This window comes from Rhodococcus sp. 15-725-2-2b (assembly GCF_002259075.1).
In the GTDB taxonomy this organism is placed as follows: Bacteria; Actinomycetota; Actinomycetes; order Mycobacteriales; family Mycobacteriaceae; genus Rhodococcoides.
The window spans coordinates 478,745-492,202 of record NZ_NPFL01000004.1 but is presented as its reverse complement, the minus strand read 5'-3'; the positions used below and the strand labels follow the sequence as shown (position 1 = coordinate 492,202).

The window sequence follows — 13,458 nt, the reverse complement described above, 5'->3', positions numbered from 1 at the left end:
GCGGAGGGTGAGGGCGGAGGCTGAGTACCGCGGCGCGACATCGTTCGGCGTTCCCCGTTTCTCGGTCGGCCAGTCGCAAACGCGCGCGCATTCGTCAGGTGCGCGCAGATTGGTGACCCGTGCGGGGGCAATTTTGCGCGCGTCTCGCAAACGCGCGCGCGTTTGCGGGGTCCGGGGGTGAGCGGGGGCTGGGGTGAGCCGGGGCTGAGGTGAGCGAGGGCCGGGGATGAGTCAGTGACCCAGCGCCCCGGAGACTCAGATCGGGCTCAGTTGGAGGCACGCATCTGCCGCGAGCCAGAACAATTGTTCGCGCACTGTTGTCGCCTTGGTCCAGCCGCGGTGATCCCAGTCGGCGGCGAGGGAATCGCCCGCGTACAGCAGTTGCGCGAATCGCACTCCGCGGAATCGGGCCACGGCGCAGAAGGCCGAGGCCTCCATGTCGACGGTTCGGCAGCCTTCTTCGACTCGGCGGGAGACGCGGGCGCGGGTCTCGCGGTAGAGCGCATCGGTGGTCCAGGAACGCCCGGTGACGAAGTCGACTCCGGCGTCGGTCAGTACGGATTGCAGCACGGCCACGCCTGCCGGGTCGGCGTCGACCACGCGGCCCGGCGGCAGGTAGTGGAACGAGGTGCCCTCGTCGCGGACGGCGCTGTCGACCACCATCACATGTCCCATGCCCAGGTCGTCGGACAGTGCGCCCGCGCCGCCGACGGCCACGAACTGGGTGCATCCCATAGCGATGGCCTCTTCGAGGAACAGTGCCGCCAACGGCGCACCTACGCCGGGGTGGAACACGGCGAGCTTCTCCCCGTGTCGTTCGATCTCGTAGACGGGGTGTTCGCCGTGCTCGGAGCGCATGACCGACACGACTCGGGCGTCGCCTTTCGCGCAGATGCTCTCGATCACCTCGGAGAAGAAACAGACGACGGCTTTCGGCGGAACGTCGACTCCCTTGGCCACCATCGACGGGTCGATGACGCCCGTTTCGTCCAGATCGTTCTCGGTCAGCGCGATGTCCATCAGGTGATGTTCGCACGAGGCGACGCTCGGCCCTGCACGACCGATGCCGTACATGTCTGCGGGTCCCGATAGACTCTCCCTGGCATTTCGCTCCATCGAAGGGACCTATTCCTCGTGTCCGCTAGCTCTGTACCCACAGACACCGTCTCCAACGCTGTCGCCACCCCCGACGTTGCGCAGCCGTACAAAGAACTCGGACTCAAGGACGACGAATACGTCCGCATCAAGGAAATCCTCGGCCGTCGGCCCACCGACGCCGAATTGGCGATGTACTCAGTCATGTGGAGCGAGCACTGCTCGTACAAGTCCTCGAAGGTGCACCTGAAGTACTTCGGCGAGACCACCACCGACGAGATGCGCAAGCCGATGCTCGCCGGTATCGGTGAGAACGCGGGCGTCGTCGACGTCGGCGACGGTTGGGCCGTCACGTTCAAGGTCGAGAGCCACAATCACCCGTCGTACGTCGAGCCCTATCAGGGTGCAGCGACCGGCGTCGGCGGCATCGTCCGCGACATCATGGCCATGGGCGCGCGCCCGATCGCCGTCATGGACCAGCTGCGATTCGGTGCTGCCGATGCACCCGATACGCGCCGCGTTCTGAGCGGCATCGTCGCAGGCGTCGGCGGTTACGGAAACTCGCTCGGCCTGCCGAACATCGGTGGCGAGACGGTGTTCGACGCCTCCTACGCCGGCAACCCCCTGCTCAACGCTCTGTGTGCCGGCGTCATGCGTGTCGAGGACATGCATCTGGCGTTCGCGTCGGGCCTGGGCAACAAGATCATTCTGTTCGGCGCACGAACCGGTCTCGACGGCATCGGCGGCGTGTCCGTGCTGGCCTCGGAGACGTTCGACGGGGACGAGACCGGCGGGGGCCGTAAGAAGCTCCCCGCGGTGCAGGTGGGCGACCCCTTCACCGAGAAGGTGCTCATCGAAGCCTGCCTCGAGCTGTACTCCAACAAGTTGGTCGTCGGCATCCAGGATCTCGGCGGTGCCGGATTGTCCTGTGCCACTTCCGAACTCGCCTCCGCAGGCAGTGGCGGAATGCACATCGAGCTGGAGAAGGTGCCGATGCGCGCCACCGGCATGACGCCCGCCGAGGTGCTGTCGAGCGAATCCCAGGAGCGCATGTGCGCGGTGGTGACGCCCGAGAACGTCGACGCGTTCATGGCCGTCTGCCGCAAGTGGGACGTCCTGGCCACCGTCATCGGTGAGGTCACCGACGGAGAGCATCTGCAGATCACGTGGCACGGCGAGACCGTGGTCGACGTTCCGCCGAAGACCGTTGCGCACGAGGGACCGGTGTACAACCGTCCCGTGCAGCGACCCGCCACCCAGGACGATCTGGTCGCGAACACCACGGCGTCGCTGAAGCGTCCGGAAACCGGTGACGAGCTGCGGGCGACGCTGCTGAAGATGATCGGCTCGCCGCAGCTGTGCAGCCGTCGATTCATCACCGAGCAGTACGACCGCTACGTGCGCGGAAACACCGTCCTCGCCGAGAACGCCGACGCCGGCGTCATCCGCATCGACGAGAAGACCGGTCGTGGAATCGCTTTGGCCACCGACGCGTCGGGCCGCTACACCGCACTCGATCCTTACCAGGGCGCGCAGCTCGCGCTCGCCGAAGCCTTCCGCAACGTCGCTGTCACCGGCTCGACGCCCAAGGCCGTCACCAACTGCCTGAACTTCGGCTCGCCCGAGGACCCGGGCGTCATGTGGCAGTTCCAGCAGGCCGTGCGCGGACTGGCCGACGGCTGCGTCACCCTCGGTATTCCCGTGACCGGCGGCAACGTCAGCTTCTACAACCAGACCGGTGCAGAGCCGATCCTGCCGACGCCCGTCGTCGGTGTACTCGGCGTCATCGACGACGTGCATCGCCGCATCCCCACCGGCCTCGGACTCGAGCCCGGCGAGACGCTGATCCTGCTCGGTGACACCCACGACGAGTTCGACGGGTCCATCTGGGCGCAGGTCGAGCACGACCACCTCGGCGGCGTGCCGCCCAAGGTCGATCTCGCCCGTGAGCAACTGCTGGCAGACATCTTGCTCTCGTCCTCGCGTGACGGACTGGTCTCGGCAGCCCACGATCTGTCCGAGGGTGGCCTCGCGCAGGCCGTCGTCGAAGCTGCTCTGGCCGGTGAAACCGGTTGCCGCATCATCGTTCCCGAGGGTGCCGATCCGTTCGTGACACTGTTCTCCGAGTCCTCGGGCCGCGTACTGGTCGCCGTACCGCGCACGGAAGAGACTCGCTTCACCGGCATGTGCACCGCCCGCGGTCTGCCGTGGGTGCGCATCGGCGTCGTCGACGAGGGCTCGGATTCGATCGAGGTGCAAGGGCAGTTCTCCGTCCCGATGACGGAACTGCGCGAGACGTTCGAGAGCACTCTTCCCAGACTCTTCGGCTGACCGAGGTGGGGGGACACACATCGGAGCAGCAGCTCGCCGAGCCCGACTCCGCACTCGAGCAGAACGAGCATCACCGCTACCACCTGCCGACGGTCGAGTTCTCGGTCCCCTCACCGGACAAGCACCCGTTCGTCATGTGGGCCTGGGGCCTGCTGCGCCTGGACTTCACCGGAATTGCGTTCGGCGCGTTGTTCTTCTGCTGGTCGTTGACTCCGTCGCTGCTCCCGCGGGGATGGTTGTTCCAGGGCATCATCGGCGGTATCAACGCGGCCATCGGCTACGCATTCGGCGTGGCGGTGGGATGGGCCGTCACCCGTTGGTGGCTCTCGTCCCGATCGTGGTGGCCGTTGCCGCGCAAGATCGAACTCGCCGTCAAGGTCGCCGTACCCGTCCTCGCGATCGCAGCGTCGATGATCATGTTGGCGATCTCGGCGGAATGGCAGCGTGAGCTGGCCGCACTGATGGACGCCGAGGGCACCACCACCACGGGATACTTCCGAACCGGTGCACTCAGTATCGCCGTTGCGGCGCTGTTGATTTCGGTATGGCGGGTGTTGCGCGACCTCGTTCGTCTGCTCGCCCGGCAGATAAACCGCGTCGTGAAGATGCCACGCGAAGTTGCCAACGCGCTCGGAGTCGTCGTCCTCGTCGTGCTGTCCGTAGCGCTGGTTCAGGGCGTCCTGCTCCGGGCCGTCTCCGAGGTCACCAACTCGGCCTTCAGCCTGCAGAACGACGAAACCCGCGACGGCGCAGAACAACCCGTGGCCGACGAACGCTCCGGTAGTCCGAACTCGTTGGCACCGTGGGACACCCTCGGATTCGAGGGCCGCAACTTCGTCTCCAGCGGACTGCGCGCCGACGAGATGGAGCGGGCGACCGGCCGTCCCAGCCTCGAGCCGATCAGGGCGTACGCCGGCCTGGAAACCGCCGAGACCCAGGACGAGCGACTGAACATCGTGGTCGCAGAACTCGAACGTACCGGGGCGTTCCAGCGCGCGGCTCTCGTCGTCGTTCCGACCACCGGAACCGGATGGGTCAATCCCACCGCCATCGAAGCCGAAGAGCTCATGTTCGGCGGCGATGTCGCCACCGTCGCATCCCAGTACTCCTACCTGCCGAGTTGGATCTCCTTCATCGCGGAGGGCGACAAGGCCGCGCAGGCGGGCAGAGCTCTGATCGACAAGGTGCACGACCGCTGGCTGCAGGAACCGGAGGCCACCCGCCCCAAGTTCTACGTCTACGGCGAGAGCCTCGGCACCCAGGCGGGCGAGGGCGCGTTCGACGGGTTGGCCGACATCCGGGACACCACCGACGGCGTGCTGTGGGTGGGGCCACCGAACAACAACCGCATCTGGAGTCAGTTCGTCAGCCGACGCGACCCGGGAAGCCCCGAGGTTCGGCCGGTCTACTCCGAGGGACTGACGGTCCGATTCGCCGACAACTCGTCGGGCATCCCGCCGGAGGATCAGCCCTGGTACGAACCGAGAATCCTCTACGTCCAGCACGCGTCGGATCCGGTGGTCTGGTGGTCACCCGATCTGCTGTTCGAGCGTCCCGACTGGTTGTCCGAGCCACCCGGTCCGGACCGGCTGCCGAGTATGCGGTGGTTCCCGGTCGTCACCTTCTGGCAGGTGGCCGCCGACCTGACCAACGCTGCGGGCGTTCCCGACGGGCACGGCCACAACTACGGAACCCTCGTGCTCGACGGCTGGGTTGCCGTCGCCGCGCCGGAGGGGTGGACCGACCGCGACACCGAACGAGTCCGCGGAGTCATGGAGCAATTCGCCGGCCGAGACGGTCCCGAGAAGTGACCACCGAGGCGTTGGCGATCGGTGCCGCGACGACGGCGTGGAGCACGGTCGTGCTGCCCTCGACAGGCCTCGGTGCCCGTGGACGGGCGGTGGCCAATTCCTCGTTCGCAGTGGCCGTTGCGGCGGTCTCGGGCCGCAGCGCCGCGCAACTGGGATTGCGCAATACGGTTGCAGGCGTGAAGTGGGGCGCGGCGGCATCGGCCGTTCCGGTACTCGGATCGGCCGTCGTGGCCGCGATTCCTGCGTTGCGACGCCGGGTTCGGCCGTCCGAGGACGAGCTGGCCGAGTGGGTTCTGTTTCGGATTCCGGTGGGGACGGTCCTCACCGAGGAGTTGCTCTTTCGCGGCGTGCTCGACGCTGCATCGCCCGCTCTGTCGCCGATCTTCTTCGGGCTCTGGCACATTCACCCGGCCCGGGCGGCGGGTGACACCGTGGTCGGGACGGTCGTGGCGACGGCCGCGGCCGGGGTGGTGTTCTCGTGGCTGCGAGCCCGCAGCGGCAGTGTGCTCGCGCCGGCCTTGCTGCATTACTTCCTCAACGCCGGCGGCGCCGTTCTGGCGCATCTCGCTGCGAACGACAGGAGTTCGACGTAGTGCCACCACACAAGGAAGTCGGCCCCGCCGAGGTACGCGACGCCGTGCTGGCCGTCGAGGACTGGATCAAGGGCGAGGCGGACAAGCCTGCGCGGGCGCAGATCGCCGCAGCGGTACGAACCACTGCCCGAACCCTCGGCCAGAACGCGCCGGGATCCTCGGTGGAGGTGCGGGTGCCGCCGTTCGTCGCGGTGCAGTGCATCGTGGGGCCGCGCCACACCCGCGGAACTCCGCCGAACGTGGTCGAGACCGATGCGCTGACGTGGCTGCAGGTGGTGACCGGAATCCGGAATTTCGCCGACGCACTCGCCGACGGCTCGATCGATGCGTCGGGCAGTAGGGCGGCCGAGGTGGGGCGCTGGCTGCCACTGATGTCCATCAGGTGATCGGCTCCAATTCGGACACGCGTTCACCTGCTGGGAATCTCCCGTCCACACGATGCGTTGACTCGGGCCGTGTGCCCGTAGACTCGGGCATGGCCCCCCGCCCCGTACCCCCAAGGGAGCAATGCCCGTGACCAACGCCGATTTGTCGGTCGACAGTCCGAATCTTCTGGTAGGCAAACCGCTCGACGAACCGGAGAACGAGCCGCGCGAGGAGTGCGGAGTCTTCGGAGTGTGGGCACCGGGCGAGGATGTGGCCAAGCTCTCGTATTACGGCCTCTATGCGCTGCAACACCGTGGTCAGGAAGCTGCCGGCATCGCCGTCTCCGACGGTTCCCAGGTGTTGGTGTTCAAGGATCTCGGGCTCGTCAGCCAGGTGTTCGACGAGCAGACACTCGGTGCCATGCCCGGGCACGTCGCCATCGGACACTGCCGCTACTCCACCAGTGGATCGGTCACGTGGGAGAACGCGCAACCGATCTTCCGCACCACCACCGCCGGGACCGGGATTGCGCTCGGCCACAACGGAAATCTGGTGAACTTCGCCGAGCTCGCCACCAAGGCACGCGACGCAGGGCTGATCAGCGACCGGCTGCAGGGCAACGGCACGTCGGATTCCGACGTGGTGACCGCGCTGCTGGCCCACAAGGCCGCCGACTGCACCATCGAGCAGGCTGCGATGGAGTTGCTGCCGCAGCTCCAGGGTGCCTTCTGCCTGACGTTCATGGACGAGCACACCCTCTACGCCGCGCGCGACCCGCACGGCGTCCGTCCGTTGTGCCTCGGCCGCCTCGATCGCGGCTGGGTGGTGGCCAGCGAGACGGCAGCACTCGACATCGTCGGTGCCGCGTTCGTCCGCGACATCGAACCCGGTGAGCTCCTCGCTATCGATGCCGACGGCGTTCGGTCCTCACGATTCGCGGCCCCCGAGCCCAAGGGCTGCGTGTTCGAGTACGTCTACCTCGCTCGGCCGGACAGCGTCATCGGTGGCCGTTCGGTGCACTCGACGCGTGTCGAGATCGGACGACGCCTCGCCAAGGAGCATCCGGCCGACGGCGACCTGGTGATTCCGGTGCCCGAGAGCGGAACTCCCGCTGCGGTCGGTTTCGCGCAGGGCTCCGGCATTCCCTACGGCCAGGGCCTGATGAAGAACGCCTACGTGGGCCGCACGTTCATTCAACCCTCGCAGACCATCCGCCAGCTCGGTATCCGACTCAAGCTCAATCCTCTCAAAGAGGTCATACGGGGCAAAAGACTGGTGGTGGTGGACGATTCGATCGTTCGCGGCAACACCCAGCGAGCCCTGATCAGGATGCTGCGCGAGGCCGGTGCGCTGGAGATTCACGTGCGTATCGCGTCGCCGCCGGTGCGCTGGCCATGCTTCTACGGCATCGACTTCGCTTCTCCCGCAGAGCTGATCGCCAACGGTGTCGACTCCGAGGACGGGATCCTCGAAGGCGTCCGCCAGGCCATCGGTGCCGACTCGCTGGGGTACATCTCCATCGACGGCATGATCGCCGCGTCGGAGCAGCCCGAATCACGCTTGTGCGCAGCTTGTTTCACGGGCAAGTACCCCATCGATCTGCCTGCGGACAATGCGCTCGGCAAGCACGTACTCGAAGGTCTGTTGTCCTCGGCGGCCGGGCAGCCGGTGGACAACGACGCGAATGTGAGCGCTCTTAGTCGTCCGTGAGCTGGGCGTTCCTGCAAGGGAACAGCGGGGTTTTCTCAATGCCACATATTGGAAACAGTCCGTCGGTACTGTCCCGAGTTACATAGGACACACCGATTTGGATAGAGGCATTCAGATGACCCTGTCGCCCGACGACGGACGCATGCAGCGCTACAGCGCGGCATCGAAGACTGCAGTGCGCAAGCATGGCAGGAAGACCGCTGCAGTGGCAGCACTGTCGGTACTCGCACTGACGGCCGCAGCCTGCGGCTCGGGACGCACCGACGCCGGAGGATCCGGCGACAGCGGCGGCGAGACCATCACGGTCGGCACCACCGATCAGGTGACATCGCTCGACCCGGCCGGCTCGTACGACAACGGTTCGTTCATGGTGATGAACCAGACGTATCCGTTCCTGATGAACTTCGCGCCCGGTAGCTCCGAACTCGAGCCCGACGCGGCCGAGAGCTGCGACTTCACCGAGCCGACCGTCTACACGTGCACGTTGAAGGACGACCTGAAGTTCGCCAACGGCAACCCGCTGACGAGCGAGAGCGTGAAGTACTCGTTCGATCGGATCGTCGCGATCAACGACCCCAACGGCCCCGCGTCGTTGCTCACCAATCTCGACAGCATCGCCACGCCCGACGAGAAGACCGTCGAATTCACCCTGAAGGCTGCGAACGACCAGACCTTCCCGCAGATTCTGGCGACCCCGGCAGGACCGATCGTCGATCAGACCGTCTTCCCGGCCGATTCGATTCTCGACGACGACGCCATCGTGGCGGGTACTCCGTTCGCGGGCCCGTACTCGATCTCGAGCTACGCCAAGAACTCCCTCGTCAGCTTCGCCGCGAACGGTGACTACAACGGCATTCTCGGAACGCCGAAGACGTCGTCGATCAACGTCAAGTACTACACCAGCTCCGACAACCTCAAGCTCGACGTGCAGAACAAAGCCATCGACGTCGCGTGGCGCTCGCTGACCCCGACGGACGTCGAATCGCTCGGCAGTGTGGACGGACTGACGGTGCACGAGGGACCCGGCGGCGAATCGCGCTACATGGTGTTCAACATGAACACGATGCCCGGCGACACCCCGGAGCAGAAGTTGGCCGTGCGCAAGGCAATTGCGTCCTCGGTCGATCGTCAGGCGCTGTCCGACGGCGTCTACAAGGGCACCTACACCCCGCTGTACTCCGTGGTTCCCACCGGACTGGCCGGCGCGAACACCGCCTACGGCGATGTCTACGGCACCACGCCGAACCGCGACGAGGCGGCTGGATTCCTTTCCGCCGCAGGCATTGCCACTCCCGTTCAGCTCAACCTGCAGTACAACCCGGACCACTACGGTTCGAGCTCGAGCGAGGAATACGCCGCGATCAAGAGCCAGCTCGACGCGACGGGCCTGTTCAACGTGAACCTGCAGTCCACCGAGTGGAGCACCTACACCAAGGAACGCGTCGCCGACGCCTACCCGGTGTACCAGCTGGGCTGGTTCCCGGACTATCCCGATGCAGACAACTACCTGACGCCGTTCTTCGCGCCGGACAACTTCCTGCAGTCGCACTTCGAGAGCCCGGCCATCACCTCGCTGCTCGATCTCGAACGCACGACCGCCGACGAAGACGCTCGGATGCAGATCATCGGTCAGATTCAGACCGAGCTCGCGACGAACTACCTGCCGACGCTTCCGTTGTTGGAGGGCAAGCAGATCGCCGTCGCCACCGACGAGATCAGCGGTGTGGACGAGACTCTCGACGCCTCGTTCAAGTTCCGTTTCGTCACTCTCGCCAAGAGCTGACCGGTGCCCACTACCGCGGACGCGCCGGTAGGGGAGAAGCAAGCGCAGCAGGCGAGCGCGCCGTCACGGTACGGCGCGCTCGCCCGCTATCTCGGGGTCAGATTTCTGCTGATCATTCCGACTGCCTGGATTCTCGTCACCGTCGTCTTCTTTCTCATGCGTGTGATCGGTGATCCGATCACCGCCGCCCTCGGCGGCCGCCTTCCCGCCGAACAGATCGCCCAGCGCAAGGCCGAAGCCGGCTACGACCGGCCGATCCTGACGCAGTACTGGGAGTACCTGACCGGATTGCTGCGCGGCGATTTCGGCCGCTCGGCCACCGACAATCGCGCGATCAGTGACGTTCTGCTCGTCAACGGTGCTGCGACACTGGAATTGGCGTTCTGGGCACTGCTGGTCGCCTTCGCGGTCGGCATCCCGCTCGGCTTCTTCGCCGCCACCCATCGGGACCGATTCGGTGACGCCTCGCTGCGGATCTTCGCGATCCTGGCGTATGCGGCACCGGTGTTCTTCGTCGGCATGCTGCTCAAACTGCTGTTCGCGGTCAAGCTCGGCTGGCTGCCGGTGGCCGGACGAGCCAGCACGAACGTGGAACTGGCACTGCAGAACGTCTCGCCCAAGACCAACATCCTCATCGTCGATTCGTTCCTCTACGGAGAGACGAGCTACACCGTGGACGTGCTCGAGCATGCGGTACTTCCCGCACTCGCTCTGGGTCTGCTGACGGCCGGAGTGTTCCTGAGGCTGGTGCGCGTCAACCTGATCCAGACCCTGCAGGCACCCTTCGTCGACGCCGCACGCGCTCGCGGATTGAGCGAGGGCACGGTGACGCGACGGCATGCGTTCCGTAACGCCATGATTCCCATCGTCACCGTCATCGGCCTGCAGATCGCCGTACTGCTCGGCGGGGCTGTGCTGACCGAGACGACCTTCGAGTGGCAGGGCCTGGGCTACGAACTCGCCCGGTACCTGCAGGCCCGCGATTTCGTTGCGGTGCAGGGCATCGTGACGTTCCTGGCCGTGGTGGTCGCCGTCGTCAGCTTCGTCACCGACGCGATCGTCGCACTCATCGACCCGAGAGTGAGGTTCTGATGAGCACCGAAGTCGTGCTGTCCGACGTCCCTCCCACCCGTCCGCACCGCCGAGGATTTCCGGGCGTCGCGTTCGTCAAGTCCACGTCGGGGCTGCAACGCGTCACCCTGATCGTCGGGTTGGCCCTGATGGTCGGGTTCGTTGTCGCCGCAGTGTTCGCTCCGCTCCTCGCGCCGTACGGGTTCTCGCAGACCAGCGACGCCGGGCAGGATTTCGCCCGCCAGGCGGCTCCGTCCGCGCAGCATTGGTTCGGCACGTCGGTCCGCGGCGAGGACGTGTTCTCCCGCGTGATCTACGGTGCGAGAACAGCATTGATGGTGATCGCATCGTCGTTGGTGCTCTCGCTGATCATCGGTGTTCCGCTCGGCCTGGCCTCGGGCTACATCGGCCGTTGGTTCGATCGCGTCCTCGTACTGTTCATGGACGCGATGTACGCCTTTCCGTCGCTGCTCCTCGCGGTGGTCATCTCGATCGTCGTCGCAGGCGGACAGTCGTCCAGTTTCGGCGGTATCGCGTCCGCGGCAATCGCCATCACGGCGATCTTCGTGCCGCAGTACTTCCGCGTGGTACGCAACGCCACGGTGGCGGTCAAGACCGAACCGTACGTGGACGCCGCCCGGGTCACCGGGGCCGGTACTCCACGAATCCTGTTCCGGCACATCCTCGCCAACGTGGTGCAGACACTGCCGGTCATCATCACCCTCAACGGTGCCGAGGCCATCCTGACCCTCGCCGGGCTCGGATTCCTCGGCTTCGGTATCGAACCCACCTCCGCCTCGGAGTGGGGCTACGACATCAACAAGGCGCTGCCGGACATCTCCAATGGCATCTGGTGGACGTCGGTGTTCCCCGGCCTGGGCATCGTGCTCGTGGTGCTCGGCCTGACCATGGTGGGCGAAAGCGCAAGCGAGACACTCAATCCGCTGCTGCGCACCCGCAAGAAGTTCAAGAAGGCGGTGAAGGTATGACATCGAGCGTTGTGACTCCACGCGAGTCCGCACTGTCGGTGAAGTCGCTGTCCGTCACGTTCGCCACCGATGCCGGCGAAGTCGACGCCGTCACCGAGGTCTCGTTCGAGGTGTATCCCGGCGAGGTCCTGGCTGTGGTGGGTGAGTCCGGATCGGGCAAATCCGTCAGCGTCCGGTCCGCCATCGGACTGCTACCCGACACCGCACGCGTCGAGGGACACGTGGTTCTCGGTGGCCAGGACGTGACGACGCTGAGCAACAAGGCGTGGGCGCAGTTGCGCGGCAACAAGATTTCGATGGTGTTCCAGGAACCGGGTAGCGCTCTCGATCCGCTGTTCACCATCGGATATCAGATCGTCGAGGCGCTGCGTGCGCACACAGGCGCGGACGGTAAGCGGATGTCGGCCAAGGACGCCAAGACGCGAGCCATCGAACTGCTGTCGATGGTGGGTCTGCCCAGTCCCGAGCAGCGGTTCTCGTACTACCCGCACGAGCTCTCGGGCGGGCAGAAGCAACGCGTCATGATCGCGATCGCCATCTCGTGCGAGGCGAAGGTCATCATCGCCGACGAGCCGACCACCGCCCTCGATGTCACGGTGCAGGCCGAGATCCTGGAGTTGCTCCGCGATCTCAAGGACCGGCTCGGCTGCGCGATCGTGCTGATCACCCACAGCATGGGCGTCGTCTCGGATCTGGCGGACCGCGTCGTCGTCATGCAGAACGGTCGCGTCGTCGAGGAGGCCCCGGTGGCGCAGCTCTTCGACGCACCCGCGGACGATTACACCAAGAAGCTGCTGGCCGCGGTGCCCACACTGGCCGCGGTGGAGTCCGACAAGACGGTCGACACCTCGGGTGAACCGGTACTCGACGTCTCGCGTCTGGTGGTGCAGTTCTCCGGCGGCGTCGGCTCACCTGCGTTCAGGGCCGTCGACGATGTCTCGCTGACCATCCACCGCGGCGAAACCCTCGGACTGGTGGGAGAATCCGGCTCGGGCAAGTCCACGATCGGCAGATGTGTTGCAGCACTGCAGAAGCCGACGAGTGGCAGCGTGACGGTGATGGGACAGAACATCGCAGGCGTGAGCGAACGCAAGCTCAAGCCGCTGCGCAAGCGATTCGGCTTCGTCTTCCAGGACCCGTCGGCGTCACTGAATCCGCGACTGACCGTCGGGCAATGCATCGCCGAGCCGATGATCGTGCACAAGTACGGCTCCACGGATGCGATCGCCGCGAGGACCACCGAACTGCTCGACGCCGTGCAACTGCCGTCGGGCACCGACAAGCGCTACCCACACGAGCTCTCCGGTGGGCAGCGGCAACGCGTCAGCCTGGCGCGGGCACTGGTGCTCGGTCCGGATCTGGTGGTGGCGGACGAGCCGACCAGTGCGCTCGACGTCTCGGTGCAGGCAGCGGTGCTGGACCTGTTCGAGGCGCTACAGCAGGAATTCGGTTTCGCGTGCCTGTTCATCAGTCACGATCTCGCCGTGGTGGACCGCGTCGCGCATCGGGTGGTGGTGCTGCGCAACGGGGGAATCGTCGAAGAGGGAACACCGTGGAAGATTCTGCGATCCCCGGAGGCGGACTACACGAAGAAGCTGTTGGCTGCGATTCCCGGCAAGCGCCTGCACACGTGAGTTCTTCTCCTGACCGGGCACTCCGGTACCGTTGGGGCCGCGCCGAACCGGGCGCTGACATGAACTAGTACACAG

The 13,458-nt window shown here is 65.8% G+C and carries 10 protein-coding genes; 9 read left to right on the top strand and 1 reads right to left on the bottom strand.

The window, feature by feature from the left end; translation table 11 throughout:
* Positions 1-255: 255 nt before the first annotated feature.
* On the bottom strand, positions 256-1,020 hold the full coding sequence (locus CH306_RS04120) for a nucleoside phosphorylase (protein ID WP_230596830.1): 765 nt from the start codon (positions 1,018-1,020) through the stop codon (positions 256-258).
* Positions 1,021-1,134: 114 nt separating this feature from the next.
* Here CH306_RS04120 and purL point away from each other — a divergent pair, with 114 nt between their 5' ends.
* The 9 genes from purL (at position 1,135) to CH306_RS04075 (ending at position 13,383) form a co-directional block, all read left to right on the top strand.
* Positions 1,135-3,426, top strand: coding sequence for a phosphoribosylformylglycinamidine synthase subunit PurL (gene purL / locus CH306_RS04115; RefSeq protein WP_094628480.1), 2,292 nt, complete (start codon positions 1,135-1,137; stop codon positions 3,424-3,426).
* Between the two features lie 83 nt (positions 3,427-3,509).
* Positions 3,510-5,237 carry an alpha/beta hydrolase gene (locus CH306_RS04110; protein ID WP_256981035.1) on the top strand — a complete coding sequence of 576 codons (1,728 nt, stop codon included), beginning with the start codon at positions 3,510-3,512 and terminating at the stop codon, positions 5,235-5,237.
* Positions 5,234-5,830 (top strand): CPBP family intramembrane glutamic endopeptidase, encoded by a 597-nt coding sequence (locus CH306_RS04105; protein WP_094645718.1) that lies wholly within the window; start codon positions 5,234-5,236, stop codon positions 5,828-5,830. The genes CH306_RS04110 and CH306_RS04105 overlap by 4 nt, the downstream gene beginning before the upstream one ends.
* Positions 5,830-6,216 carry a sterol carrier family protein gene (locus CH306_RS04100; protein ID WP_032395916.1) on the top strand — a complete coding sequence of 129 codons (387 nt, stop codon included), beginning with the start codon at positions 5,830-5,832 and terminating at the stop codon, positions 6,214-6,216. The genes CH306_RS04105 and CH306_RS04100 overlap by 1 nt, the downstream gene beginning before the upstream one ends.
* A gap of 127 nt (positions 6,217-6,343) precedes the next feature.
* Entirely contained in the window at positions 6,344-7,906 is a 1,563-nt protein-coding gene (purF, locus tag CH306_RS04095) for an amidophosphoribosyltransferase (RefSeq protein ID WP_032396301.1), read from the top strand.
* A 142-nt stretch (positions 7,907-8,048) separates the two neighbouring features.
* A complete protein-coding gene (locus tag CH306_RS04090) occupies positions 8,049-9,689 on the top strand; it encodes an ABC transporter substrate-binding protein (RefSeq protein ID WP_045200295.1) in 1,641 nt (546 codons plus the stop codon).
* A gap of 105 nt (positions 9,690-9,794) precedes the next feature.
* The gene (locus tag CH306_RS04085; protein ID WP_045200293.1) at positions 9,795-10,781 is read left to right on the top strand and encodes an ABC transporter permease; all 987 of its coding nucleotides are present in this window, start codon (positions 9,795-9,797) and stop codon (positions 10,779-10,781) included.
* Positions 10,781-11,749, top strand: a complete 969-nt coding sequence (locus CH306_RS04080; protein WP_032395914.1) for an ABC transporter permease — start codon at positions 10,781-10,783, stop codon at positions 11,747-11,749. The genes CH306_RS04085 and CH306_RS04080 overlap by 1 nt, the downstream gene beginning before the upstream one ends.
* A complete protein-coding gene (locus tag CH306_RS04075) occupies positions 11,746-13,383 on the top strand; it encodes an ABC transporter ATP-binding protein (protein ID WP_094645717.1) in 1,638 nt (545 codons plus the stop codon). The genes CH306_RS04080 and CH306_RS04075 overlap by 4 nt, the downstream gene beginning before the upstream one ends.
* The last annotated feature ends 75 nt before the right edge of the window (positions 13,384-13,458 follow it).

What these genes read in the sequence shown, in the direction of transcription:
- CH306_RS04080 (WP_032395914.1), top strand. Translation starts at nt 10,781, where the DNA reads ATGAGCACCGAAGTCGTGCTGTCCGACGTCCCTCCCACCCGTCCGCAC.
- CH306_RS04090 (WP_045200295.1), top strand. Translation starts at nt 8,049, where the DNA reads ATGCAGCGCTACAGCGCGGCATCGAAGACTGCAGTGCGCAAGCATGGC.
- CH306_RS04075 (WP_094645717.1), top strand. Translation starts at nt 11,746, where the DNA reads ATGACATCGAGCGTTGTGACTCCACGCGAGTCCGCACTGTCGGTGAAG.
- CH306_RS04120 (WP_230596830.1), bottom strand. Translation starts at nt 1,020, where the DNA reads ATGGACATCGCGCTGACCGAGAACGATCTGGACGAAACGGGCGTCATC.